General features: G+C 60.2%; 19 protein-coding genes. 7 read left to right on the forward strand and 12 right to left on the reverse strand.

The genetic code is table 11. The features are described 5' to 3' along the window. Window positions 1–52: 52 nt before the first annotated feature. From OK142_RS15765 to OK142_RS15780, 4 genes are all read right to left on the reverse strand, one after another. Window positions 53–1009, reverse strand: a complete 957-nt coding sequence (locus OK142_RS15765) for a hypothetical protein (RefSeq protein ID WP_498683786.1) — start codon at window positions 1007–1009, stop codon at window positions 53–55. A gap of 99 nt (window positions 1010–1108) precedes the next feature. Beyond that, window positions 1109–2794, reverse strand: coding sequence for an ABC transporter permease (locus OK142_RS15770; protein WP_498683788.1), 1686 nt, complete (start codon window positions 2792–2794; stop codon window positions 1109–1111). After that, window positions 2791–3876 carry an ABC transporter ATP-binding protein gene (locus OK142_RS15775; protein WP_498683789.1) on the reverse strand — a complete coding sequence of 362 codons (1086 nt, stop codon included), beginning with the start codon at window positions 3874–3876 and terminating at the stop codon, window positions 2791–2793. The genes OK142_RS15770 and OK142_RS15775 overlap by 4 nt, the downstream gene beginning before the upstream one ends. Window positions 3877–3988: 112 nt before the next feature. Then, window positions 3989–4981: an ABC transporter substrate-binding protein gene (locus OK142_RS15780; protein ID WP_498683791.1), complete on the reverse strand. Its 993-nt coding sequence runs from the start codon at window positions 4979–4981 to the stop codon at window positions 3989–3991. 291 nt (window positions 4982–5272) lie between these two features. On the opposite strand from OK142_RS15780, the gene OK142_RS15785 reads away from it, so the two are divergent. After that, window positions 5273–6406 (forward strand): ROK family transcriptional regulator, encoded by a 1134-nt coding sequence (locus OK142_RS15785; RefSeq protein WP_498683792.1) that lies wholly within the window; start codon window positions 5273–5275, stop codon window positions 6404–6406. A 153-nt stretch (window positions 6407–6559) separates the two neighbouring features. Here the strand turns inward: OK142_RS15785 and OK142_RS15790 are convergent, their stop codons facing one another. Then, window positions 6560–7840, reverse strand: a complete 1281-nt coding sequence (locus tag OK142_RS15790) for an ABC transporter substrate-binding protein (protein WP_498683794.1) — start codon at window positions 7838–7840, stop codon at window positions 6560–6562. 196 nt (window positions 7841–8036) lie between these two features. On the opposite strand from OK142_RS15790, the gene OK142_RS15795 reads away from it, so the two are divergent. From OK142_RS15795 to OK142_RS15820, 6 genes are read left to right on the forward strand one after another with little or no spacing between them, the layout of a single operon-like run. Then, complete coding sequence (locus OK142_RS15795) at window positions 8037–10559, forward strand: hypothetical protein (protein ID WP_498683796.1); 2523 nt, start codon at window positions 8037–8039, stop codon at window positions 10557–10559. A 13-nt stretch (window positions 10560–10572) separates the two neighbouring features. Then, window positions 10573–11667 carry a beta-galactosidase BglB gene (gene bglB, locus OK142_RS15800; protein ID WP_498683798.1) on the forward strand — a complete coding sequence of 365 codons (1095 nt, stop codon included), beginning with the start codon at window positions 10573–10575 and terminating at the stop codon, window positions 11665–11667. Further along, window positions 11664–13016 carry a polygalacturonase PglB gene (gene pglB, locus OK142_RS15805; RefSeq protein ID WP_498683800.1) on the forward strand — a complete coding sequence of 451 codons (1353 nt, stop codon included), beginning with the start codon at window positions 11664–11666 and terminating at the stop codon, window positions 13014–13016. Before bglB ends, pglB begins: the two co-directional genes overlap by 4 nt. Continuing rightward, window positions 13016–14122 carry an ABC transporter ATP-binding protein gene (locus OK142_RS15810; protein WP_498683802.1) on the forward strand — a complete coding sequence of 369 codons (1107 nt, stop codon included), beginning with the start codon at window positions 13016–13018 and terminating at the stop codon, window positions 14120–14122. Before pglB ends, OK142_RS15810 begins: the two co-directional genes overlap by 1 nt. A gap of 1 nt (window position 14123) precedes the next feature. Next, a complete protein-coding gene (locus OK142_RS15815; protein WP_003499272.1) occupies window positions 14124–15119 on the forward strand; it encodes a carbohydrate ABC transporter permease in 996 nt (331 codons plus the stop codon). A 2-nt stretch (window positions 15120–15121) separates the two neighbouring features. Beyond that, window positions 15122–16180, forward strand: a complete 1059-nt coding sequence (locus OK142_RS15820; protein ID WP_137039676.1) for a carbohydrate ABC transporter permease — start codon at window positions 15122–15124, stop codon at window positions 16178–16180. Window positions 16181–16420: 240 nt separating this feature from the next. Here OK142_RS15820 and OK142_RS15825 read toward each other — a convergent pair whose 3' ends face one another. The 7 genes from OK142_RS15825 to pcaF form a co-directional block, all read right to left on the reverse strand. Continuing rightward, a complete protein-coding gene (locus tag OK142_RS15825) occupies window positions 16421–17467 on the reverse strand; it encodes a LacI family DNA-binding transcriptional regulator (protein ID WP_498683805.1) in 1047 nt (348 codons plus the stop codon). 219 nt (window positions 17468–17686) lie between these two features. Further along, a complete protein-coding gene (locus OK142_RS15830; RefSeq protein ID WP_498683807.1) occupies window positions 17687–18472 on the reverse strand; it encodes a TIM barrel protein in 786 nt (261 codons plus the stop codon). 7 nt (window positions 18473–18479) lie between these two features. Continuing rightward, window positions 18480–19490 (reverse strand): Gfo/Idh/MocA family protein, encoded by a 1011-nt coding sequence (locus OK142_RS15835; RefSeq protein WP_498683808.1) that lies wholly within the window; start codon window positions 19488–19490, stop codon window positions 18480–18482. A gap of 10 nt (window positions 19491–19500) precedes the next feature. Beyond that, window positions 19501–20400 (reverse strand): sugar phosphate isomerase/epimerase family protein, encoded by a 900-nt coding sequence (locus OK142_RS15840; protein WP_498683809.1) that lies wholly within the window; start codon window positions 20398–20400, stop codon window positions 19501–19503. Between the two features lie 141 nt (window positions 20401–20541). Then, window positions 20542–21483: a sugar ABC transporter substrate-binding protein gene (locus OK142_RS15845; RefSeq protein WP_498683811.1), complete on the reverse strand. Its 942-nt coding sequence runs from the start codon at window positions 21481–21483 to the stop codon at window positions 20542–20544. Window positions 21484–21764: 281 nt separating this feature from the next. Then, window positions 21765–22793 carry a LacI family DNA-binding transcriptional regulator gene (locus OK142_RS15850; RefSeq protein ID WP_498683814.1) on the reverse strand — a complete coding sequence of 343 codons (1029 nt, stop codon included), beginning with the start codon at window positions 22791–22793 and terminating at the stop codon, window positions 21765–21767. A gap of 410 nt (window positions 22794–23203) precedes the next feature. Further along, a complete protein-coding gene (gene pcaF, locus OK142_RS15855; RefSeq protein ID WP_498683816.1) occupies window positions 23204–24409 on the reverse strand; it encodes a 3-oxoadipyl-CoA thiolase in 1206 nt (401 codons plus the stop codon). Between the last annotated feature and the right edge of the window lie 6 nt (window positions 24410–24415).

Below are 24415 nucleotides of genomic sequence, written 5' to 3' on the forward strand. Positions count from 1 at the left end.
GTCAAGGCCCTGCCCGGCCCTCGAAGACCTGTATGGAATCGACTAGCTGTCTTTACCCAACATTCAGGCAGACAACCGTCCTGTCATCGCTGAATTCGGTGGTTGTCGAGCCCTTGACCGACGGATAATCGTTGAGCTTGTGAAAATCCGCCGCCTCGACGCGGGCAAATTCCGCTTCCCAGTCGGCGACATCGGTTCCCTTCGGTAGCGATAAATAGCCGTCGGAAAAGATTTCAAGGCTCACAATCGTGTCCTTGGCAATGCAAAGATCAACAGTCCCATCCTCCATGACCGTTCCGCCATTGACCGAGGCATAACCCAATACGTGTCCCTGCCGGTTTGCGAATTGCGGCTGGACGCGAATTCCTCCCATCAGGAATTCCTCGACCGCCTGGATGTCGTTCTCAAGACCGCTCATGCCGGCTGCGGTAATGACAACATTCTCCGCCTCCTGCGCGGTCATGATGCCGTTTTCAACGGCGGAGCGAAGGCCGGAAAAGATGGTCGCACGCGTGCGTGCCTCGGCCGCATCACCATCCCTGAGAGCAGCAAAAAGCTGTTTGAAGACAAGGATGCGCGCCGATGTACTCACCTTGTCTATCAGCTTTGCATGCTGCAGCAGTCGGGTGCCATTGATGCGCACCCCGGAATCACCGGCTAGAAGCAGGCGAAAGCTGTCGCCGATGTCGGCCACGATTGCGAGCGTTGTGGAGGGTGGATGGTTGGCATTGATGCGCTCCGCCTCCTTCTTCAGAATATCGCTGATGTTTTGAAAAAGCTCCGGAGCGGGAAGCTTTTCCAGCGCGCCGTCGAGGCTCATCTTCGCCACGGCATTTGCGGCGGCAAGGGCTGCAATACGGCCCGAGCTCAGGCCGCCGTAACTTCTACCGGTCGGGTCGGTCGCACCGTCGAATACGGCCAGAACCCTGCCCGGTATGAGAAGTGCCACATCGTCCCCGGGCGTTGCGGCGTTCTTGTATTTCGATTGCGAAAAGCTCGCGATATTCATCGTCCGGGATTCCTTATGGAGGGAGACTGGGCAGAGGGAGGCCGGCGGCGACACACATGTCGCCGCTGCTGCAGTCTTTGGTGAGGGGGTGGTGTGGTTTCAGACGAAAGAGGCTTCTTTGTCTTCCGAAAGGCGAAATACGACGAAGACGCAAAGCCCGGTACTGACCAGAAGGACGGTGGAAAGCGCCGCAGCCGTGCCGAACTCGCCGTCAATCACCTGAACATAGATGAGAACCGGCATGGTGATCGTCCGCGCCGTGTAGAGGATCAATGTCGAGGACAACTCGTTGATAGCCGTTATGAAGCTCATCAGCGAGCCGATGATGAGACCGGGCAGCATCAGCGGCACCGTCACCGACATGAAGGTCTTTGCCGGCGAAGCCCCGAGATTGACCGCAGCCTCTTCGATGGATGGCTTGATCTGCCTCAGGATCGATGTCGTGGAGCGGACGCCGTAGGGCAGCCGGCGGATAAACACCAGGAGAATGATGATGAGCGCTGTTCCCGTGATGTCGAAGGGCGGATAGCGGAATGTCGTGACGTAGCCAATCGCCATGACGACGCCGGGGATCAGGTAAGGCACCATCAGCAGGAGATCGAGCGAGCCGGAGACCGCATTGTCCCGTCGCACCACGATGAAGGACAGCAGGCCGGAAACGATCGCAATCAGTACCACGGCAGCCAGTGCAAACATGAAACTATTGGCAATCGCCTGGGGTGAATCGCGGAGGATGCGGGCGTAACTGTCCAACCCGAAACCACCCGTGAAGACGGGACCGCTGGTTGCGAGGAACGAGGTGTAGATGACCGTGAGCGACGGCAGCATGGCGATGAAGACGACCAGATAGCAGAAGCCGTGCACGATGAAAGACTTCAACGGGCGCATGGACTGCTTTACCGGCCGGTTGGTCAGCGAACTGGCATAGCGACGCTTGGCAAGAATGTGCCGCTGCAACAGAAGTGCCGCCATGGAAATCGCAATCATCACCATGGAAATCGTCACCGCCATGGTCGGCGTACCGGCCATTTCGGAGGTGTATTGCGCATAGGCGATGGTCGACAGCGTTCTGATGCCCTTGCCGAGGATTGCCGGCGTTCCGAAGTCGGCGATGGACAGCACGAAGCAGATGATCGCGCCGGTGCTGACTGCCGGAAAGACCAGCGGCAAGGTGATCTTGCGGAAACGTTCGAACGCCGTGCAGCCAAGGTTTTCCGCCGCATCCTCATAGGACTTGTTGATGGTGTTTAGCGCGTTTTCCGTCATCAGAAAGATGTAGGGGAAGAACTTGAGGCTGAAAACCATCACGATGCCCGGGATCCCGTAGATCGTCGGCAGTGAAATGCCGGCGAAGGACAGGAGATTGGTGACCGCGCCGTTGGCGCCGAACAGCATGATCCAGGCGTAAGCGCCGATGAACGGCGGTGCGCAGAGAACCAGCACCGCGAAGGTGGCGATGAAAGTGCGTCCCTTGATACGGTAACGGGACGTGCAAAAGGCAAGCGGAATACCGAGAAGGCAGGCCCCCAGCATGCCGAGCACACCGATGACAAGCGTGTTCCACAATGCCACGGTGTAGAAACGCCGCGTCAGCACTTGCACATAGTTGCCGAAGCCGAAAGCACCGGTTTTGGCATCGAAGAAGCTGATGAAGAACACGCTGAAAATCGGCAGGATCAGGAAGATCGCCAGCAGGATAACGGCGAATACCGTCACGCTTGTCCAGAAACCCGGCAGTCTCAGGCGGAAACCGCCGGGAGTTGCAGTCGCAGTCATATCGGTCATGACAGGCGCTCCCCGGTTGTGCCTTCGCCGAACAGCTTCGCATCGGCCGTGCGCCAGGAAAAAGTGGTCTTCTGGTTGGGCTGAAGCGCGATGATCTCCGGCGATGGCTTGGTGATCGCCTCGATCTCCTCACCCGACGACAGCACGGCGGCAACGTTCATCTCACGACCGGTGAAGCTGACCTGCCTTATGGTCACAGGCAGTTCGATGCGTTCATGACCATCGATCGCGGAGGGACCGACGGCAATAGCCTCGGGGCGGATGGCGGCGACGATCTTCCGCTCCTGGGAAATCGCATCTGCCTGCGGCAGTGCCACCTTGTGGCCGGAAATGGATGTCTGCCCGCCCGCGCGGTCAAGCGTCAGGAAGTTGTTTGCTCCCACGAAGGACGCGACGAAGCGGTTGGCAGGATTGTTATAGACTTCCCAGGGTGGTGCAGCCTGCTGAATGACGCCGCCATACATGACGCAAACCAGATCGGACATGGCAAGCGCCTCCTCCTGATCATGCGTGACATAGACGGTAGTAATGTTCATCGCCTGCTGGATCTCACGCAGTTCCCGCCGCAGATCCACGCGAAGTTTGGCGTCGAGGTTGGACAGCGGTTCGTCCATCAACAACACTTTCGGGTTGATGACGAGTGCGCGCGCGAGACCGACACGCTGCTGCTGGCCGCCGGAGAGTTCGTGCGGCATACGCTTGGCGTATGGAGCAAGCTGCACGACATCGAGAATCTTGCCGACCCGTTCGCGGATCTCGGCTGAAGACGCCTTGCGCTGTTTCAGACCGAAGGCAATGTTGTCAAATACCGAAATATGCGGAAACACCGCATAGTCCTGAAAGACCATGCCGACATCGCGCTTATGGGCGGGCACATGTTCGATCGCCTGTCTTTCGATGCTGATACTGCCGCTATCCTGCTGATGAAAACCGGCAATCGTGCGCAGAAGGGTCGTCTTGCCGCAACCGCTGGGTCCAAGAAGCGTGAAAAACGATCCGGAAGGAATGGAGATATTGATGTCGGAGAGGGCAACGACATCCCGGTAACTTTTCTTGATGCTGGTAATTTCTACGGCGGCCATGTGCTGCTCCATGACAAATCCTGCGCGGCACACGACCACGGGGACGGAACGAAAATGCGGATGTGAATGAGATAATGTGGGGACGGCGGACTGCACCGCCCCCGGCAACGTCTTACTGAACGTCGAGCAGGATCTCGTTCCACTTTTCCATCAGGCGCGAGCGGTTATCCGCAGCCCACTTGAAGTCGTATTTCGCATCCGGAACATCGGACAGGGGAACAAGGGCCGCATTGGCCGGAACATCGGTTCTGACCGAGCGACGACCGGCTTTCACCACGACTTCCTGCGCTTCCTTGGAAACGATGAAATCGATGAAGGCCTTGCCGTTTTCAGCGTTCGGCGCACCCTTCACGAGCGCCATGCCGTCAGGCGCGATTGCCGTACCCTCTTTCGGATAAACGATCTCTACCGGGGCGCTGCCGAGCTTGTAGCGCAGGGCGGCATCTTCGAGCGTAATGCCGACCGCCTGCTCGCCATCATTGACGAAACGTGGAACTGCGCCTGAAGAGGTGGAAAGAACGGAGTTGCCGAGAATGCCGGTATAGACTTCCCAGCCCTTCTCCTCGCTGTCAAAATCCTGCAACACCGTCGCCATCTGGATATAGGCCGAGCCGGACTGATCGGCTCTGGCCGAGGAAATCAGGCCCTTATATTCAGGCTTTGCAAGATCGGCCCAGGAGGTCGGAACCGGCGCGCCTTTCAGCGCCTCCTTGTTGACGATGAAGGCGGTAACGACAGCCGTAAAGGGCACCCAGTTGGCGCTTGGTGTAAAGGCAGCGTTGATCGATGCGGCCTCGACAGGCTTGTAAGGCTCGAAAAGGTCTGCGGAAAAGTCGATGACCGTGCCATCGACGCTCCAGATCACGTCGCCGGCCGCCTTGCCGCTCTCCGCCTTGATGCGGTTCATCAGCTCACCGGATCCGGCTTTGACAAGCTCGACCCTGGTGCCGGTTTTCTTTTCAAACATGGGCAGCAACTCATCCATGAGCTGCTGTGGTGCGGCAGAATAGACAACGACTGTGCCTTCCGCGTGAGCGAAGGCCGCGCTGGCAAGGAAGGTTGCGCCGGCAAAAAGGCGCGCGAAAATAGTGCATGATTGACGCATAAGGGGGCTCCGTTTTTTGTTCCCTGACAGACGAGGCCCTGCGACATGATTTCTTATTGATTTTGCCTGTCGCCACCTGCTGTCTGTCATTTATTTTCTTTACGTAAATTAATTAGTCAAGCCGGAATTTATTTTGAAAACGAAAATAAAATATCCAACTGAAAAACCAGAATATTTTATGATCGACATGCACACCCACCCACTCCCGATGGCAGCTTCTACGGGAAAACAAGGTGTACAATCGCGCGATTTGCGCTAATCATCCGGCGTAACTTCTCGTGGGAGACTTGTTTGATCGACCTCGGCTACAACGAACGGCGCCTGCTCGAAATTTTGCGCGGCAAGGGAGGCATGTCGCGCATCGAACTGGCGCGCGAGATGGATGTTTCCGCACCGACCCTCACCCGCCTGACGGCAAACCTTCTGGAATCCGGCCTCATCGTCGAAGCGGAGGAAGCGCGCAATGACGGCAAACGGGGAAAACCATCCACCGCCATCGAAATCAATCCGAACGGGCTGTTCACACTTGGGGTCTACTTCAATCCAGACGATCTGCGTGTCTGCCTGGCCGATCTCAACGGCACGATAAGGCAGGAAATCAGGTCCGAGCTCGAAGGGCACAGTTTCGAGCACATCATGGAGATGGCCGAGGCCGCCGCCCGGCAGGTGCTTGAAAAAGCAAAGATCAAGAAGAAGGATGTGCTCGGCTGCGGCATCAGCTTTCCCGGCCACTTCAAACGGGATCGCGGCCATGTCTTCCGTATCAAGCAGTTCGAAAGCTGGCGCGACATCGACGTCGACAAGGACTTCCAGCCCTATTTCGATTTCCCGGTCTTTCATGAAAATGACGGCAATACCGTCATACTTTCAGAGCTGTATTACGGTGCGGGTCGAAATATCCGCAATTTCGCGATGATCTGGCTGACATACGGCATCGGCGGCGCACTGGTCGTGCAGCGCCATCTCTATCGCGGCACAAACGGCAATGCCGGCGAATTTGGCGGCCTGTTTCCGAAGTCCCATCCACGCCCCTCGGGCCAGGACCTGTGCGACACGCTGGCCGCCAGCGGAATAGGCATAAAGCGACTGAAAGACATCGACGAGAGCTATTGCGACCATCCCGCCGTGGCTTCGTGGCTGGAACGGGCAACGGATCAGCTTCGTCTGCTTTCACTGACAGTCGCCCGAACGATGGACCCCGGCGCCATCATATTTGGCGGATCGCTTCCCGACTGGGTTCTTGAGCACATCGTGCAGCGCATCGGCTCGCTGGAAATGCTCGGCGAGGATTTTTTCGTCGAGCCCCCGGAAATACGCAAATCGATGATGAGCGACCTGCCGCATCTCGGCGCCGCCAGCATCCCGATCTACCGTGCCACGACACCCAGCTATTATTCAGGAAGGGCGCTGAAGGGGTGGGCTTGACCCACCACCTATTCGACCACCACGGACGATACAGAGCCGGTATAGACTGGCCTCACATACCCGTCCTGAAAGAAGCGGCAGATATGCCCGGCGACCTGCTCCGGGCATATCGTTGATCGTTGCGTCACTCCGCCCAAGCGGATGGCCGGCTGGTCATTTCTTGACCGCGACGGCCTCGTTGATCTTGGCGACATCATCCGCCAGAACCTTGTAGGTCTGGTCGAGCGTCAATTCACCGACGATGAGCTGGCTCATGCGTTGGACGATCTGCTGATACATGGCGCTGCCGCCCTTGGCGCGTTCGAAGTCTCGGGCGGCCTGGGGCACGTTCTTCTTGTTGTCGAGGAAGACCTTCATTGCAGCCTTGGCGTCTTCGCTCTTCAGCTTGTATTGCGGATCGACGATCTCGGCACCCGTCAGGACGACATAGTTCTCGGCGATTTCCCGCTGCACCTTTTCGGAGCCGAGGAATTCGACGAAATGCGCCACATCTTCAGGATATTTGGTGCGCTTGAAGCCGACAATGGCGGTGCCGCCGGGCATGGCGTAGCATCCGGCATCGCCGCAAGGTGCGTTGATTGCGGTCCATTCGAAGGCGTCACCGATCTTGTTCTGGAACGGATTGACCATCCAGTTGCCGGCCAGATAGGTCACGACGTTGCCGTTGACGAACTCGTCACCCATGTTCTTGTACTGCGAACCGCCCGCAGCACCCCACATTTCCTTGGGGAAGCTGCCGTTCTGCGTCCATGAAAAGATATCGGCGATGTATTTTTTCGCCGCATCGTCGGGGAAGCTGAACTTGCCGTCCTTCACATAGGTCGCGCCATAGGCGAAGGCGCCACCGGAGAAGCGGTGGCCGGAGCGGTCCATGGTAAAGGGGATCTGCACACCGGTCGCCTTGGCGACGCGGGCGGATGCCTCGACAATTTCACTGAACTTCGCGGTCGGGGCTGGCAAGGGCTCACCCGCCTGCTCGAACAGCGTTTTGTTGACGAAGGGCAGGTTGAGCGTCTGCGACGCCATGTAACCATTGATCGACTTCGGGTCATTGACGCCAGGCAGGCGCAGCTGCTCGAGGCTGGAGCCGTGCAACTTTGCGAAGCCATCCGCATCCTTCATGTAGGGGCGCATGTCGAGATAATAGGGCGCAAGCTGCCAGTCGGTGATCTTGGCGATATCAGGGCCCTCGCCCACCGCCAGCTGCACCGGCAGCTGCTTGGACACGGCATCATAGCCAGAAGACACGAAGTTGATCTTCACGCCGGGATTGGCCGCCTCGAACTCCTTGCTGAGTTCCGACATGCGCTGCACATAACCCTGGTCGTCATCCGTAAAAAGGAACGTGATCGTTCTGGTCTCTGCCTGCGCGGCCGAAAGACCCGCGATAGACGCCATCACGAGGGCGCTGACGCCCGAAAACAATTTCACCATACTCATCCTCCCAATGAAAACTTTTTCACTAAATCGAATGGAAGCTCCTCTTCTTAATTCGATTTATCCTGTTTTGCGGCTTGACAGAATAAACGTCAAGCTGTTTATTTTGGCTAAATCGCACAAATCAACGCAGAAACGCGAAAAACTGATTTGTGAAAATAATTTCATAAAGATCGAAGGGAGGCGATCCATTATGACTGATGGACCATTTGCGGCGGCCGCGTCTCAGCCGACATATACCGTCGCTGACGGCGAAACGGTGACCGCCTGGATCGTCTCCAATCTGTTGGAGACATCGTTTCCGGGCGTGCCTGCGCCGGCAGAAGACCGGGTCAATTACCGTTTCATCAACGGCTTCGTGGATGTGGGCGACCTGCCCTGCCGCAGGGCCTTCCAGCAGACGATGATCGGACGCGACATCACGCCTGACACTGCCTTTACGGTGTCCCATCTCAACCTGCCCGGCTCCAACCGCCGCGTCGAATTCACCGGTTTCTGGCATGTCCCCACCCATGTTCAGCGTTGGCTGAAGGGCACGTTCCGCAGCGACGCCGCAAGACAGGCGCATTTCAGGCTGCGTACCTGCGGCGGCGTGCGCATCTGGGTCGGCGGTGTCGAGCAGGTTCGTTTTGAGCCCTTCATCCGCAATGTCGAAGCGAGCCGCGATATCACACTCGACCTCAAGGCCGGTGACAACGAGGTGCTGCTGCTGTGCGAAGACCTGGCGGAACGGGACATCATCTGGTTCTTCGAGCTCGAGCTTATTGACGCCACGCCGCTGACTGTCGTCCTGCCCGTGCCGCTCGACCGGGAGGAAACGAAGCGTCTTGCCGCACTGGTGCGCGATGTTCGCCCGGCGCGCGACGTCTTTGCCGGCGCAGCCCTTGAGCTGGTCTTCGGGGCAGCACCGACGAGTGACCTGGCCGTCCACATCGCGGTCAAAAGCCACGGTCATGAACGCGCCGCCCTTGCCGAGGTGGATACCGTGCTCAAAGCCGGGCAATCCACCCTCGTGGTCCCCGAAACCACGGGCATTTCGGACGGATATCATGGTGTCAGGATCACCATGGGTTCGGGCGCCGGAACGGTGACACGCCTCATCGACGCAGCCTTCATGCACGATTTGGCGCCACAACCGGCCGCCGCCGATATTGCAGGGCGAAAGAAGGCGGCGCTGTCCTTCAGCGCCCGCTTCGGCGCATGGCGCATCGGCCGCGCGCTGGCGATGATCGCAACCGGCAGCGATGACATGGAGACGATTTCCGGCATCGTCGACGCAACGCTGCGGTCCATCGACCGGCGGGAGGACTGCTCCGATTTCGTGCTGGTGCCGCTTCTCTGGCTGGTGCGCGCCTATGGTGACCGGCTTCCCCCTCAGGTACTTGAGCGGATCAACACCTCGATCCTCTCCTATCGCTACTGGGTGGATGAACCCGGCAACGATGTCATGTGGTTCTGGAGCGAAAACCACGTTCTGTGCTTCCACACCAGCCAGCTGCTCGCGGGGGGCTATCTGCCGGACGCCACCTTCACCGCCTCCGGGCGCACCGGCCGGGAGCAGGCGGCGCTGGCCGCGACCCGGCTGCAGCGCTGGTTCGACAGCGTCGAGGCGCATGGTCTCGCCGAATGGAACTCGGCCGCCTATTACCCGGTGGATTTCATCGGCCTCCTCGCCATCGAACATTGGGCGGGCCCGGAACTCGCAGCGCGCGCGCGCCACCAGCTCGATCTGATTTTCGAGATGATCGCGCTGCACACACTTGGCGGCGTTCCCTCCGGCTCACAGGGAAGAGCCTATGACAAGGAGCTGCGCGCCGGGCCGCTGACGGAACTGGCGCCGTTTGCGCAGGTCGCCTTCGGTCAGGGCTGGCTCAACAATGGCGTCGCCTCGTTGCCGATGTTCTGCTGCGGTGACTATGTGCCACCGCCGCATCTTTCCGCCCTTTCGCAGCTGGCGAGCGGCCGCATGGTCGAGGCGCGTTACGCGCAGGGTCTTGAACCCGGCAAGCTCGTCCTCTTCAAGAACGAGGCGGCCCAGCTTTCGACCGTGGTGGACCACAAGACGGGCCGTAAAGGCCACCAGCAGCATGTCATGGACATCAAGCTGGGCAGCCATCCGATGGCGCGGTTGTGGGTCAACCATCCGGGCGAAGACGATCCATGGGGAACGCAGCGCCCTTCCTACTGGGCGGGCAGCGGCATCCTGCCGCGCGTGGCGCAGCACCGCGATCTGGCAATGATGATCTTCGACACGGACGGTCACCGCAACGACTGGACCCACGCCTATCTCGGGCGCGACGGGCTGGACGAGGTGCTGACGGAAGGTAACTGGCTCATCACCCGCTCGGGCCGCGGCTTTGCAGCACTTCATGCGACAAACGGTTTTGAGACCATCACCACCGGCGCGACAGCCGGGCGCGAGATCCGGTCCGCCGGTCGCCGCGCAGGCTGGATCGGCGTCATCGGATGCGGCGACGCAGAGGCCTTCGCCCGCTTCCAAGCAAAAATTCTCGCCACGCAGGTCAGGTTCGATGCCGACAAACGTCTGTTGTCTGCCACGCCGCCGGGCGGCCCCGACATTGGCCTCACCTGGGACGGCGCATTCACCATTGGCGGGCAGGCCATGGCCTTCGACCACGAGCAGCCCCAACCGGAAATCACTTTCGACAGTGCCGATCCCACGTCGGACGGCACAGCACAACCATTCTACTCCTAAGCGGAATTGACAGATGAACCAGCCAAGCATGGAAAAAGACACTCTCAGGACGACGATCGACAATGTCGCCGCCGCCTTCAGCCGCCTCAAGGGCATTCAGGAAGGCCTGGCGAGCGGCAGTTCCGACGGCAAGATCCAGTTCGACGAATGGGATTGGGAAGTAGGTGTCGGCCTTTACGGCTTCCTGCGCCGCGCGCTGGCCGCCAACGACGAAAAGGCGCTCGATGACCTCGTGACATGGTATAGCTGGCAGATCGAGCGTGGCCTGCCGCCGCGCCAGATCAACAGCTCCGCCCCCATGCTGCCGCTTGTCATCCTGACGGAACATGTCGACCGGCCGGATTTCCGGGCGCTGGTGGAGGACTGGGCCGACTGGCTGGTGCATGAATTGCCGAAAACCGAGGATGGCGGCTTCCAGCACGTCGTCAAGGAGCGGCTGAACGAGGGCGAACTCTGGGACGACACGCTGTTCATGGCATGCCTGTTCCTCGCCCGCGCCGGTGTCGTCTGCAAACGCCAGGACTGGATCGACGAGGCGGTCTACCAGTTCATGGTGCATACGCGCTACCTCTCCGATCGCGTCACCGGCCTGTGGTATCATGGTTGGACCTTCAATGGACGCCACAACTTCGCCGACGCTTTCTGGGCGCGCGGCAATTCCTGGATCACCGTCGCGATCCCCGAACTCTTCGAACTCGTGCCGACACTCTCTGAAAAGGACAGGCGTTTCCTCGCCAACGTGCTGGCAAGTCAGGTGCGGTCGCTGCGGAAATACCAGCGCGACGACGGCATGTTCCACACACTTCTCGACGATCCGACCTCACCGGTGGAAACGTCAGCCACGGCGGGCATCGCCTATGGCATACTGCGCGGCATCGAGGCCGGCATTCTCGGCGAAGAAAACCGGCCGCATGCGGAACGCGCGTTGAAGGCGGTACTGGGCAATATCGACGATGAAGGCGTCGTCCACGGTGTTTCCGACGGCACGCCCATGGGCCACAATCTCGACTTCTACCGCCGCATTCCCAATCTGCCGACGCCCTACGGGCAGGCGCTGACGATGCTGTTGCTGATCGACGTGTTCCTGAAAAGGCCGCAGGTATCATGAGCGCGCAATCAGATATCACCATCACGGCCGATGGCAGTGATGCCACGGCCGACATCCAGCGGGCGATCGATACGGTCTCGGCAGCCGGCGGCGGTCGCGTGTCGCTTTCGGCCGGTCGCCATGTCAGCGGCGGCCTGGTGCTCAAGAACGGCGTGGAACTGCATCTTGCGGAAGGCGCGGTGCTTGCGCTTGCCCCCGACTATGAGGCCTATGCCCATACAACGGTTTCGGTGATCGCCGAGGAGTCCAACCGTGGCATGATCATCGCCAAGGGGGCGAGTGATATCGCCGTCACCGGCCCCGGCCGCATCGAGGCCGGCGGCGAGAACTTCATCACAGGCGATGACGAGGCCATGGGAACCTATATCCCGGCCGCAAGGCGACCGCGCGTAATGGTGCTGGAGTCCTGCCGCAACGTGCGCCTCGAAAACCTCTCCGTCAGTGGTTCGCCGATGTGGACGCTGCACATAGTCGATTGCGAAGACCTTCATTTCCGCAATCTGCGCATCGAAAACGACCGCCGCCTGCCCAACACCGACGGCATCGTGCTTGATGCCTGCCGGCGTGCGCTGATCGAGGATTGCTTCATCTCCACCGCCGATGACGGCATCTGCCTGAAGACCAGCGCCGGGCCGGACGGCAAAGCGGTCGGTGTCTGCGATGACATCACAGTTCGCCGCTGCACCGTTTCCAGCGTCAGCTGCGCCCTGAAACTCGGCACGGAATCCTTCGGCGATTTCACCAATGTGGTGTTCGAGGATTGCAAGATCGTCGAGTCCAATCGCGGCATCGGCCTGTTTTCCCGCGATGGCGGTGCCATGCGCAATATCCGCTTTTCACGGATCGAGACCGAATGCCACGAAACGCCGGGCGGCTTCTGGGGCTCCGGCGAGGCTGTGACCGTCACAGTCGTCGACCGCCGCCCCGAGCGTCAGGCCGGCAGCGTCGACAATCTGGTCGTTGAAGACTTGAGCGGTTCGATGGAAGGCGCGGTCAATCTCGTCGCCACATCGAAGGCCGGTATCCACAATGTCAGGCTGGAGCGCATCACGCTGTCGCAGCAGCCCGGCAAGCTCGGAACCGGTCTGCAATATGATCTGCGCCCCACCAATGCCGATATTGCTCCAAGCCCCGATGCCGCCGGCCGCGCCAATGCCTGGACGCGGGATGCCGAAGGCAGGATCGTCGGAATGGAGGATTATCCCGGTGGAATGCCGGCGGTCTATCTTGCCGGCGTGGAAGGATTTGCGGCACGCGATGTCGCCATTAAAAGAACGACGCCCTTGCCCGAGGGCTGGAATAAACAAGAGATCGTCGCGATGACGAACTTGTCCGAAGGGAGCAGGTGATGGGAAGTCTGAAACTGGAAAATCTCAACAAGGCATTCGGCGCCGTTCATGTGCTGCATGATATCGATCTTCAGATCGAGAACGGCGAGTTCGTCGTTTTCGTCGGCCCCTCGGGCTGCGGAAAGTCGACGCTGCTGCGCATCATCGCCGGCCTTGAGGATGTCACGTCAGGCACCATCGGCATTGGCGGGCGCGATGTCAGCGCGCTGTCGCCGGCCGAGCGCAAGATCGCCATGGTCTTTCAGTCCTACGCACTTTATCCGCATATGAGCGTGCGCAAGAACCTTGCCTTCGGTCTGGAAAACCTGCGTTTCAAGCGGGCGGAAATCGAAAGCCGCATCAACGAGGCGGCGCGGATGCTCGCCATCGAACCCTATCTCGACCGCAAGCCGAAACAGCTTTCCGGTGGCCAGCGTCAGCGCGTCGCCATCGGCCGCGCCATCGTGCGCGAGCCTGACATCTTCCTGTTCGACGAGCCGCTGTCGAACCTCGATGCGGCGCTGCGCGTCCAGACCCGCGCCGAAATCACCCGCCTGCACCGCGATATCAAGACGACGATGATCTATGTTACCCACGATCAGGTGGAAGCCATGACCATGGCCGACAAGATCGTGGTGCTGCGGGCCGGGCGTATCGAACAGGTGGGCAGCCCGCTTGAGCTTTTCGACAATCCACGCAATCTCTTCGTCGCGGGCTTCCTCGGCTCGCCGCGCATGAACATGCTGAAGGGCACCATCACCAAGGGCGAGGACGGCAGCATCGCCATCGACGCCGGCTACGGCGTCTCCCTGCCCTGCCTCGTCGATCCGGCAGCCGTTACCCCCGGACAGGCGGTTCTGGCGGGCATTCGCCCTTCGCATTTTACCATCACGGACAATGCCGGCCTGCCCTTCGAGGTGCAATATCACGAAAGCCTCGGCACCGAGACCTATCTCTACGGCAATATTCAGGGCCAGAAAGACCAGATCATCGTGCACCAGGCTGGCCATTTCGCGCCCGATTCCGGCTCGGTTCTGACGATCATGCCGGCGCGCGAACGGGTGCATCTCTTCGACCCCGCCACTGAACTGGCGCTACCGCGTCTCACCAGCCAGGGGAGAGGCTAGCATGGCCAGCCCGAAAATCGCGAGACTGTCCGACCGCGCGCTCGATGCCGTGATGGCCATCGTCGAGGTGCCGCTCAACCTCATCGAGCGGCTGATCGGCAAAAAGCGCATGCCCTATCTGTTCCTGATGCCGAACCTCGTCCTGTTCGGCATCTTCACCTTCCTGCCGATTGCGATCGCCGTCGGTTACGCCTTTACCGGTGGCACCGAACTCCTGATCAGCGACCGCCCCTTTGTCGGTCTTGAGAATTTCGGCAAGCTGCTCGATTGCCAGAGCTATATGGACCCCGGCAGCTGCCGGGAATCTCTGTTCTGGACCGCGATCTGGAACACGCTGTGGTTTGTCGGCTTCAACGTCGTTGCCACGCTGTTCGTCGCACTGGTCACGGCCCTCATTCTCAACCGGGCGATTGCCGCGCGCGGCTTCTTCCGCGCCATGTTCTTTTATCCCGTCCTGCTGTCGCCTGTTGTCATCGGCCTCATCTGGAAATGGTTCCTCGACCGCAACGGCCTGCTGAACGCCTTTCTGCAGATGCTCGGCGTGCCGCCGGAAATCTTCCTGCTGGATGTCGGCTGGTCGCGCTTCTTCGTCGTCGTCGTGTCGGTCTGGTTCCACATGGGTTTTTACACGCTCATCCTGCTGGCCGGCCTTCAGGCCATCCCCAAGGACCTCTATGAAGCCGCCGCAATCGATGCCGCCTCACCACGGCGCACCCTGTTTCGCATCACCCTGCCGCTGCTTGGCCCCAACCTGCTGGTCGTTTTGATCCTTCTGATGATCCGTTCCGTGCAAATCTTTGATGAAGCGTGGGTTTTGACCAATGGCGGCGGGCCGGGCACGGCCAATACATTCGTGGTGCAATATATCTACCAGATGGCATTCGGCAGCGATCTAAGGCTCTTCGGCCTCGCCTCGGCCGCATCGGTTCTCATGGGCCTTGTGCTTCTGGCGCTGACGCTCGTGCAATTGCGCCTCGGCAAAAAAATGGAGTCCTGATCATGTCCGGCAATCTCAACGCAGCCGCGTTCCTGACGCGCACCCGCCGCCCCGGCAGGATCGGTCTTACCGATGTCCTGTCCTGGGTCTGGCTCATCGGCGGCACGCTGGCGGTGCTCATCCCCGTGGTGTGGGCCGCCATGTCCTCGCTGAAGCCCGAAGCCGAGATCACACGATTTCCGCCGAGCCTGCTGCCACGCGCCGCCGTGCAGGTGGAGGTGCAGGGTTACGACAGGCCGCTCAGCCTGTGGAAAGCCACCATCGATGATGTGGAGCGGGAAATGGCCATGGTTCGCCGCGTCGGCCTGAAAGCGCAGATGGTGGATCCGGCCAATCCCGGCCCGCCGGTCAGCGTCGACACGCGGGAAATATCACCCGTTCAGAAACTGACGATCGCAACCGAGAACTTCACCGATCCGCTCACCCGCTTCAGCTTCCTGACCTTCCTCAAGAACTCGGTCTTCGTCACCTTCGTCGCGACAGTTCTGACGCTGATCGTCAACGCCATGGCCGCCTTCGCGCTCTCGAAATACCGCTTTCGCGGCGAAAAGGCGATTTTTGTGCTGATCATCTCCACCCTGATGATCCCGCTCACCGTCGTCATGGTGCCGGCCTATCTGGTCATCGTCGGCGTCGGCCTCGTGGACAATCTCTGGGGCGTCATCATCCCGACGGTCGCGACGCCGACCGGCGTGTTTCTGCTCCGGCAATATATGCTGACCATTCCCGACGAGCTGATCGAGGCCGCGCGTGTCGATGCGGCCAGCGAATTCCGTATCTTCTGGCGCATCATCCTGCCGCTGACAGCACCGGCGCTCGCGGTTCTCGCCATCTTCTCGGTGCTCTGGCGCTGGAACGACTTCCTCTGGCCGCTGATCGTTCTCAGCAGCCGTGAAAACTTCACGCTGCAGGTGGGGCTGAACGCCTTCCAGGGCGAGTTCTCGGTGCAATGGCACTATATCCTCGCCATGACCTTCCTCAGCCTGGCGCCAGTCACCGTCGTATTCCTGTTCCTGCAGCGTTACATCACGACGGGAATTGCTGGGACCGGGATGAAGTGACGGCGGTGCGTGGGGCGCTTTGCCTTACAGCCCATCAACGGTTGCCGACATTGTAGGGCGCCACCCTCACCCCGTCATACCGGCCTTGAGCCGGTATCCAGCCGGCCCAAGTCCTTGGGCTGAACGGACCCTCTCCGCCGCGCAGACGCGCGTCGGCTGGATTCCGGCTCAAGGCCGGAATGACGGGTGGAAATTTAGCTGTCCAAAGACATTCTGCCACCAGACTGAGCGGCAAGGCAGCTACTTCGGCGGCGGCGCGATGCTGCCTCTCAGCACAAGGCGACAGCCGAGTTCCAGCCTGTGCGCAGGCCGGGTTGGATCGGCGGCGACAAGCCGCTGCTCCAGCAGGGAAAGTGCCGCACCGCCAAGCCTGTCGGCGGGCAATTGAATGGTGCTGAGCGGCGGTGCGCTGAAGGCAGCCGGCATGATGTCGTCGAAACCCAGCACGGATACGTCATCGGGCACCCGGATTCCGGCTTCCGTCAGGGCTTTCAGGCAGCCAAGCGCCAGATTGTCGGCAGCGCAGAAAATCGCCGTGGCGTTTCTGAGCGGACGCTCCTCGGTCAGCAAACGACGAATGGCGGCTTCTCCCCATTCCGGCTCATAGCTTTCCACCTCGACCACCATGTCGGCGGGCACCGGAAATCCAGCTGCCAGAAACGCGTCACTATAGCCATCGTAACGGCGGCGGATCGTCGTGCGGCCCTTCCAGGTGATGTGCAGAATATTGCGATGACCGAGGGAAAGCAGGTGCTCGATGCCGAGACGCGCGCCAAAACGGTTTTCCGCCGTCACCGTATCGACGATCATGGCCGGGTCCTCGCCGTTGATCAGCACCACCGGTCTGCCAAGCGCCGAAAGCGCCTCAACCAGTTGCGGCCTGTCATCGTTCAGGACCACGATACCATCAACATTGTCGGCATCCGCCGCCCCAGCCACAGCAACAGGATCAAGCCTGCTCGTCGTGCTGACATAAGGAACGATGCGAATACCACGCCGCTCGCATTCACGCCGGAAGCCGTTCAGCATCGTCCAGCTGACCATGTTGAGATCGCTCTGCGGCGCAGCGTCATTGGTCATGGCGAGAAGCACGACGCGCAAGGTGGCGATGGTCGCCTTCTGCCGGCGGCTTTCAAGATAACCAAGCGCCCGCGCCGCCTCCAGCACCCGCTCGCGAACCTGCGTGGTCAAGGTTGCCGTGCCGTTGATGGCGTGCGAAGCCGTGCTCAGCGAAACATTCGCCTCCCGCGCCACATCCTTAAGCGTCGTTTTCCTGTCTATTTTCATATAAGGGAAATTCAACCACTCTTCTAAGGATAGGGCGGGCAAGAAACCGGCGCAAAGCAGTTGATTTCAAGAATACCCGAGCCTGATTGATGCTCTGTTTTATCGCTGGAAGACTACAGCATCATCCGTAAAAGCGGAATTGATTTCTCTGTGTTTTTTGCCGACCGTTTGTCTTTAAGTGGCAGCGCCGCCCGCGGTTCACCGCGAACGGCAAGGCGGTCATAACGCCTGGGAGATATGCCCGATGCTATCCTTGACGGCAACCACCGGGTCTTCCAGCTCGTGAACTTCCGTCGCGAAAGGCTCGAAGCTATAGGGGCCATCATATCCCGCCGCTTCAAGCGTCCTTATCTGCGCGATATTCTCCAACCGGTCGCCACCATCCACCAGAACACGGTGGGCGTCCAGCATGTCGGCGACGGAGACGGTCGGATCAACCACGCCTGAAATGTGAACGAGGCCCGTGCGTTCCGGGAAGAACTCCGTTTCTCCCGCAAGATGATGGTGGAAGGTGTCGTGCACCAGCCTGTAGACATCACCGCCGCCTGCCGCGTCGATGGCCTTGATGGCCTCCGCCTTGGTGCGCAGCGACGAGACCGGGAAGCCGAGCGGTTCGACAAGGCCGGTCAGCCCGCGTTCCTCAAGGATCGGCTTCATGGCCTTCAGCGCGGCCACGAGATCATCGAATGAGACTGCCGTGCCGTCGTTAAGCGGGCACATGACGAGCGCCTTCGCGCCGCTTGCCGCGGCATAATCAGCCATGGCAACGGCCCGCGCGGGCAGGTCGCCCGACCAGACGTTGAAGGGATAAAGCGCGTTGATCGAGATGATCGTCACGCCCGCCTTTTCGGCCGCCGCTTTCACGGCCGCCGGGTCCACCGTGCCGACGATATCAGGCAGATCGTTACGGATTTCGACTTCGGTCAGGCCGAGATTGCGGGCTGTCGCGAAGAAGTCTTCGAGGGAGAGTTTTGGCGCGGTGATGTGATTGATGGCAAAACGCATGAGATCCTCACTGATAAAGGGCGGGACGCGCGGGAAGGTCGATGGCGACCGCAGCACCCCCGGTTTCCTGCGCGGCGACGCAGGCGTCGGAGGTGATGGCGGCGACGTAGCCGTCCCAGGAGTTAGGTCCCGATGCCGTCCCCTTCGCCGCCGCATGGATGAAATCCTGCAACTCCACATCATAGCTGGCGATGAAGCGGTCTTTCCAGTCGGTGAGGATATCGTTCTGCAGCTTGGCGCCAAGCCGCGTCTGGACGGACATGGGTTCCGGCAGGCTGGCAATGCCGTCTTCTCCGACCACCTGGCACTGGATATCATAACCATAATGGCAGTTTACGAAAATCTCGACGTCGATGATCGTGCCCTTGGCGGTCTCCAGAATGACGATCTGCGGGTCCTTCAGCCTTGCATGGCTTCTCGCCGCCGAACGGGGGAAGAGAACGCGCGCCGAAACATAGTCATCGTTTAGCAGCCAGCGCAGAACGTCGATCTCGTGGATCATCGTGTCGTGGATCGCCATCGGAGTGACATATTGTTCCGGAACGGTTGGATTACGATGAGCGGCGTGCACCATGATCGGCGCGCCGATCTTGGTATCGACAGCCTGTTTCAGCGCCACATAACCGGCGTCATAACGGCGCATGAAGCCGACCTGAACCAGCTGCTTGCCCTGCGCCACCTCGGCGTCAACGATGCGTTTTGCCCCTTCCGCCGTTGTCGCCAGCGGCTTTTCGCAGAAGCAGGGCTTTCCGGCCGCAATGGCGGCCAGCACATATTGCTCATGCGTCGCACCCCAGGAGGTGACCAGCACCGCATCCACATCCGGCGATGCGATCAGTTCCTCGCCGGCAGTGAAGATGACGGCATCCGGGGCGATATCGTTCCTCACCGCCTCGGCGGATGCGGGGTTGACGTCACTCAGCGCCACGACCTTTGCGCCTCCGAGGACCTTGTTTATGCGGCGGGCATGGTCACGGCCAATCGCGCCGGTGCCGATGACACCAATTCTCACAGTCATGGGAAAAACCTCACTTGCGGTATTTTTCGATGTAGTTGTTGATCTCGGCACACATGAACTTGCCCGATTCATCAGGCCTGTCCTCCCAGGCGAAGACGCAGGAGGTCATGATGCCGTCGAAGCCGATTTCCGCGAGCGTGCCGAAGAAATCGTCCCACGGCACCTCGCCCTGGCCTATGTTCAAGTGCTGGTGCACCCGCGCCTGCGTGCCGGGCGGGTTGAGAATGTAACGAAGCCCGGAGCTGGCCTTGTGGTTGAAAGTATCACCCACATGCACATGGGCGAGCACATCCTTCGCCTCGCGCAGCATCGCCTTGGTGTCATCACCGAAATAGAAGGTATGCGGCGCGCAATAGAGGAACTTCACATTCTTCGAATTGACGGTGCGGATGATGTCGAGCGCCGGTTGCAACGTCTCGCACCAGTCTTCCGGATGCGGCTCGACATGCAGATTGATATTTTCGCGCTCGAAGATCGGCACCAATTCCTCCATGGAGCGCCACCAGGCATCCTCGCAGGCCTCGATCATCGAGCCGGTGTGGCAGCAATAACATGACCCCTTGTCGGGATGCGGGCCACGGCCGAATTCGGAGTTCATCGTGTCGACCTCCAGTTCAACGGCGATCTCGATGGCGCGTTTCCAGTGTTTCACCGCCGCCTGGCGTTCGGTCTCGTCATTGGAGGCCCAGCGATACATCGGCAGCAGCGAGGCGATCTTGACGTTTTCAGCCGCCAGCGCCTTCTTGAACGAGCGGATCCTTTCGGGAAACACGCGTGGCGCCTTGAACCATTCGAGGAAATCGGCGCGCGGGCTGAGCTCGATCCAGTCGTAGCCGAGTTCGCGCACCTTGGCGGGAAGAGCTTCGAGGCTGAGATGGCGGTGCATGAACGGGTCGATGGCGATGCGCATTTACACTTCCTTGTCGTCGGTATCTGTTGAGCTCGTTATGGAAAGGGTGGGCCGCGGTCCGGGAGAAGAGACCGCGGCCTTTGGCCGGCTTTTTCACGAGCGGCCCTGGTTTATTGCCGGCATTCCCAGTGAATGCGGGCCTCAGTTCTTCGCTTGATAATCCTTAAGGTTGGCGGGCGTGACGAGCTCGAAGGGCACGAAGACCTTCTTGTCGATCGTCTCCCCCTTTGCGAGTTTCAGCGCTGCATCCACCGCGCCCTTGCCCTGACCGGCGGCATTCTGGAACACGCTGACATCCAGTTCGCCCGCTGCCATCGCGGCAAGTGCGTCCTGCGTCGCGTCGATACCCGCAATGATGACGCCATCCATCGGCCTGCCGGCCGCCTTCAGCGACTGGATCGCGCCGATCGCCATCTCGTCATTGTTGGAAATCACCGCGTCGAACTCAACGCCGGCCGAGAGCCAGTTGGTCATCAGGTCCGACCCCTGCGTGCGCGACCAGTTGGCGGATTGTTCTTCGACGAGCTTGATGAAGCTGCAATCCGGCGTGGCGACGACATCCTTGATATCCTGCGTGCGCATGCGGGCCGCCTGGTTGGAAAGTTCGCCCATCATCACCACGGCCCTGGCTTCCGTCTTGCCAGCAGCCTTCAAAAGCCGGCATACTTCCTGCGTCTGCAAGGTTCCCGACTGTTTTTCATCGGAAGCGACGAAGGCCTGCTTGTCCGGCAGGCTATCGAGATTGACCGGCTGGCGATTGACGTAAACCAGCGGAATGCCGGCCTTGGCGGCCGCCTGCGAAAGCGCCACGGTCGCATCCGTATCCACGGGATTGACGATGATGGCGTCGACGCCCGCGGCAACGAAATTCTGCACCTGGCTCAATTGTTTGCCGACATCGTTCTGGGCATCCTCGATCTGCAGCGAGACGCCATTCATGTCCTTGGAATAGTCGATCATGCCGTTGCGCAGCACGGTCAGGAAATTGTCGTCGAACAGGGCCATCGAAACGCCGATGGTCTGGGCCGACGCCGTGGTCGCCAGCAAGGTGGCCAAAGCCGCAATCGCAAAATGTCTTTTCATGTCGTCCTCCTCCGAAACTCTTGAAAAACACCGGCCACAAGGCTCTGCGCGCACCGCACCACAGCCGATCGCCGGCAAAGGAATACCGGTCGCCGAAGATGGAGATCTGCGGCGTTTGGCAACCTTGAAACATCATTATTGTCGTGGATCAGCCTCCTGCCCGCTCCACATGCCGGCAACATGGTCCTAGTCCGGGGCCGGCGTCAACGCGTCTTCGAGGGGCAAAACCATCATAGTTGATAGAAAGAGACGTTGCATTTATGATGGAATCTATCAAACCATCAAAGGCTTTCAGGAACCCACAGATGGGCGGGCACAAATCTCTGCCCCGGCGTTTCCGCCATGCCGTGTTCGATGGTGTGAACCATGGTTGCAACGAGGTCCGCGCATAATTCGCGAAGCGGTGTCTGGAACACGCCGGTAATGCGCCGTTCCAGCAAGGCCTGCCGGGATTCCGGCGTCAACTCGTTGACGAGGCAGACGATGGTTTCCTGGCGGTTTTCCTGCTGCAGGGCCTCGATCACGCCTTCCATGCCGCCGCCGATGCAATAGATGCCGACGAGATCCTGGTGTTTGGCGATGGTGTCCATGACCAGCTCATAGGTCAGCCGCCGCGTTTCCAGCGTGATCAGCGCGTCCATCACCTCGAACTCTGGCGCGTATTCCCTGATATAGCTGCGAAAACCGGTTTCCCGCAGCGAATGGCCGTGGAAACGGTGGCCGCCGAGCAACAGAAGCACCTTGCCCTTGCTGCGCGCCAGCCGCGAGATCATCCAGGCCGCCGTGCGTCCGACCTTCATGTTATTTGCGCCAAGGTAAGCTTCCCGCACGCCCTGCGCGAAGTCGGAAAGCAGCGAAAAGGTGGGAATACCCTTCGCCTTCAAAGCCTCAACGGCGGCCGTGACATCATGATGATCAGGCCCGGTGGCGGCAACCGCATGGACGCGGCCTTTCATGCCGGTGAGAAGCGCGGCAAGCTCGCTCGGCTCGCCAGACTGCGCGAATTCAATGCGCAGGTTCAGATGGCGATCCCTGACGTTGCGCACAGCAAGCTCCAGCTCATCGGCAAATGTCTGGTAAAAGGAGTGCCGTTCTTTCCGCAGAATGATGCCGAGATTGTAGGACGGCAGATCGGCCATCATGCGCTGGCGGATGATGTTGGTGGCATGAAAGCCGATCTTTTCCGCCGCCTCAAACACCCGCCGCGAGGTTTCCTCCCGCACCGGCAGGCGACCGTTCAGCACACGGTCAACGGTTGCGACGCTGACGCCGGCGGTTGTCGCAACATCTGTGATGGTCGGACGTTTCATGGGGGCACCCTTAGTGCGGAAAGATTTCTTTCATATCTCGCAAAACATGTCACGAATGATGATGGAATCCAACATGTGCCGGAGGATTTCGTCAGGGAAGACTTTGGACGTGAATGTCAGGCGGGCGCAGCATTTGCGAAATCGGCTTTTTTAGAATGCCGTTGCTGCCCTCATCTCTGTGCCTGTCACAGAGATGAGGGCAGCCCAAGTCTTTGGGCTGAAAAGGCCCCTCTCGCCGCGCAGACGCGCGTCGGCTGGATTCCTGTGACAAGCACAGGAATGAGGGAGTTGGGATGGACCCAATGCGAGAAAGTCCTGCGTGGAGTTCTTGAGCACCTGCCGACATAGGTGAAGACGTGGCGGCAGCGGCATTCGAACCGTTGTCACGATGGCCGAATGCCGCCGACCTATCAGACCCGCTCCAGCGCCACGGCGATGCCCTGCCCGACGCCGATGCACATGGTGGAAAGCGCATAACGCTTGCCGGTCAGCGAAAGCTCCAGCGCTGCGGTGCCGGCAATGCGGGCACCGGACATGCCGAGCGGATGGCCGAGTGCAATCGCGCCGCCGTTCGCATTCACCCGCGCATCGTCATCGGCAATGCCTAGTTGGCGAAGCGTTGCGAGACCCTGGCTGGCGAAAGCTTCGTTCAGCTCGATCACGTCAAGCTGTTCCTGTTTCAGACCAAGCCGCGCCAGGAGCTTGGCCGAGGCTGGAGCCGGGCCGATGCCCATCACGCGCGGCGGAACGCCGGCAGTTGCCCCGCCGAGAATGCGGGCAATCGGCGTCAGGCCGTATTTCTTCGCGGCTTCAGCCGAAGCGATGATGAGAGCAGCCGCCCCGTCATTGACGCCCGATGCATTGCCCGCCGTCACGGTCGCGCCATCGCGCTTGTTCACCGGCTTCAGCTTTGCCAGCGATTCGAGGCTGGTGGCGCGCGGATGTTCGTCTTTCGACACCAACAGCGGATCGCCCTTGCGCTGCGGGATCGTCACGGGGACGATTTCCCTGTCGAGGCGGCCATTTGCCTGCGCGTCGGCAGCCTTTTGCTGGCTGCGAACGGCAAAGGCGTCCTGATCCTCTCGGGAGACCTGATAGTCAACGGCGACGTTATCGCCGGTCTCCGGCATCGAATCGACGCCATATTGCGCCTTCATCAGCGGGTTGACGAAACGCCAGCCGATGGTGGTGTCGTAGATTTCGGCATTGCGCGAAAAGGCGCTTTCCGCCTTCGGCAGGACGAAGGGTGCACGGCTCATGCTTTCGACGCCGCCGGCAATCATCAGCTCCGCCTCGCCCGATTTGATGGCGCGGGCAGCGGCAATGACGGAATCCATGCCCGAGCCACATAGCCGGTTGATGGTGGTTCCGGTGACAGAAACCGGCAGGCCGGCCAGCAGCAGCGACATGCGCGCGACGTTGCGGTTATCCTCGCCCGCCTGATTGGCGCAGCCGAAGATCACGTCCTCGACTGCCTCCCAATCGACGGAGGGGTTGCGCTCGACAAGCGCCTTCAGCGGCACCGCGCCGAGGTCATCGGCCCGCACGGAGGAAAGCGCGCCGCCAAAACGGCCAATCGGCGTGCGGATATAGTCGCAGATGAATGCATCGGTCATCGGTTT

The sequence above is a fragment of the Agrobacterium sp. BT-220-3 genome (assembly GCF_025910175.1).
Classification (GTDB): domain Bacteria; phylum Pseudomonadota; class Alphaproteobacteria; order Rhizobiales; family Rhizobiaceae; genus Agrobacterium; species Agrobacterium oryzihabitans.

What these genes read in the sequence shown, in the direction of transcription:
- OK142_RS15845 (WP_498683811.1), bottom strand. Translation starts at nt 21,483, where the DNA reads ATGAAAAGACATTTTGCGATTGCGGCTTTGGCCACCTTGCTGGCGACC.
- OK142_RS15815 (WP_003499272.1), top strand. Translation starts at nt 14,124, where the DNA reads ATGGCCAGCCCGAAAATCGCGAGACTGTCCGACCGCGCGCTCGATGCC.
- OK142_RS15810 (WP_498683802.1), top strand. Translation starts at nt 13,016, where the DNA reads ATGGGAAGTCTGAAACTGGAAAATCTCAACAAGGCATTCGGCGCCGTT.
- OK142_RS15765 (WP_498683786.1), bottom strand. Translation starts at nt 1,009, where the DNA reads ATGAATATCGCGAGCTTTTCGCAATCGAAATACAAGAACGCCGCAACG.
- pglB (WP_498683800.1), top strand. Translation starts at nt 11,664, where the DNA reads ATGAGCGCGCAATCAGATATCACCATCACGGCCGATGGCAGTGATGCC.
- OK142_RS15840 (WP_498683809.1), bottom strand. Translation starts at nt 20,400, where the DNA reads ATGCGCATCGCCATCGACCCGTTCATGCACCGCCATCTCAGCCTCGAA.
- OK142_RS15825 (WP_498683805.1), bottom strand. Translation starts at nt 17,467, where the DNA reads ATGAAAATAGACAGGAAAACGACGCTTAAGGATGTGGCGCGGGAGGCG.
- bglB (WP_498683798.1), top strand. Translation starts at nt 10,573, where the DNA reads ATGAACCAGCCAAGCATGGAAAAAGACACTCTCAGGACGACGATCGAC.
- OK142_RS15795 (WP_498683796.1), top strand. Translation starts at nt 8,037, where the DNA reads ATGACTGATGGACCATTTGCGGCGGCCGCGTCTCAGCCGACATATACC.
- OK142_RS15850 (WP_498683814.1), bottom strand. Translation starts at nt 22,793, where the DNA reads ATGAAACGTCCGACCATCACAGATGTTGCGACAACCGCCGGCGTCAGC.
- OK142_RS15790 (WP_498683794.1), bottom strand. Translation starts at nt 7,840, where the DNA reads ATGGTGAAATTGTTTTCGGGCGTCAGCGCCCTCGTGATGGCGTCTATC.
- OK142_RS15780 (WP_498683791.1), bottom strand. Translation starts at nt 4,981, where the DNA reads ATGCGTCAATCATGCACTATTTTCGCGCGCCTTTTTGCCGGCGCAACC.
- OK142_RS15775 (WP_498683789.1), bottom strand. Translation starts at nt 3,876, where the DNA reads ATGGCCGCCGTAGAAATTACCAGCATCAAGAAAAGTTACCGGGATGTC.
- pcaF (WP_498683816.1), bottom strand. Translation starts at nt 24,409, where the DNA reads ATGACCGATGCATTCATCTGCGACTATATCCGCACGCCGATTGGCCGT.
- OK142_RS15770 (WP_498683788.1), bottom strand. Translation starts at nt 2,794, where the DNA reads ATGACCGATATGACTGCGACTGCAACTCCCGGCGGTTTCCGCCTGAGA.
- OK142_RS15820 (WP_137039676.1), top strand. Translation starts at nt 15,122, where the DNA reads ATGTCCGGCAATCTCAACGCAGCCGCGTTCCTGACGCGCACCCGCCGC.
- OK142_RS15830 (WP_498683807.1), bottom strand. Translation starts at nt 18,472, where the DNA reads ATGCGTTTTGCCATCAATCACATCACCGCGCCAAAACTCTCCCTCGAA.
- OK142_RS15835 (WP_498683808.1), bottom strand. Translation starts at nt 19,490, where the DNA reads ATGACTGTGAGAATTGGTGTCATCGGCACCGGCGCGATTGGCCGTGAC.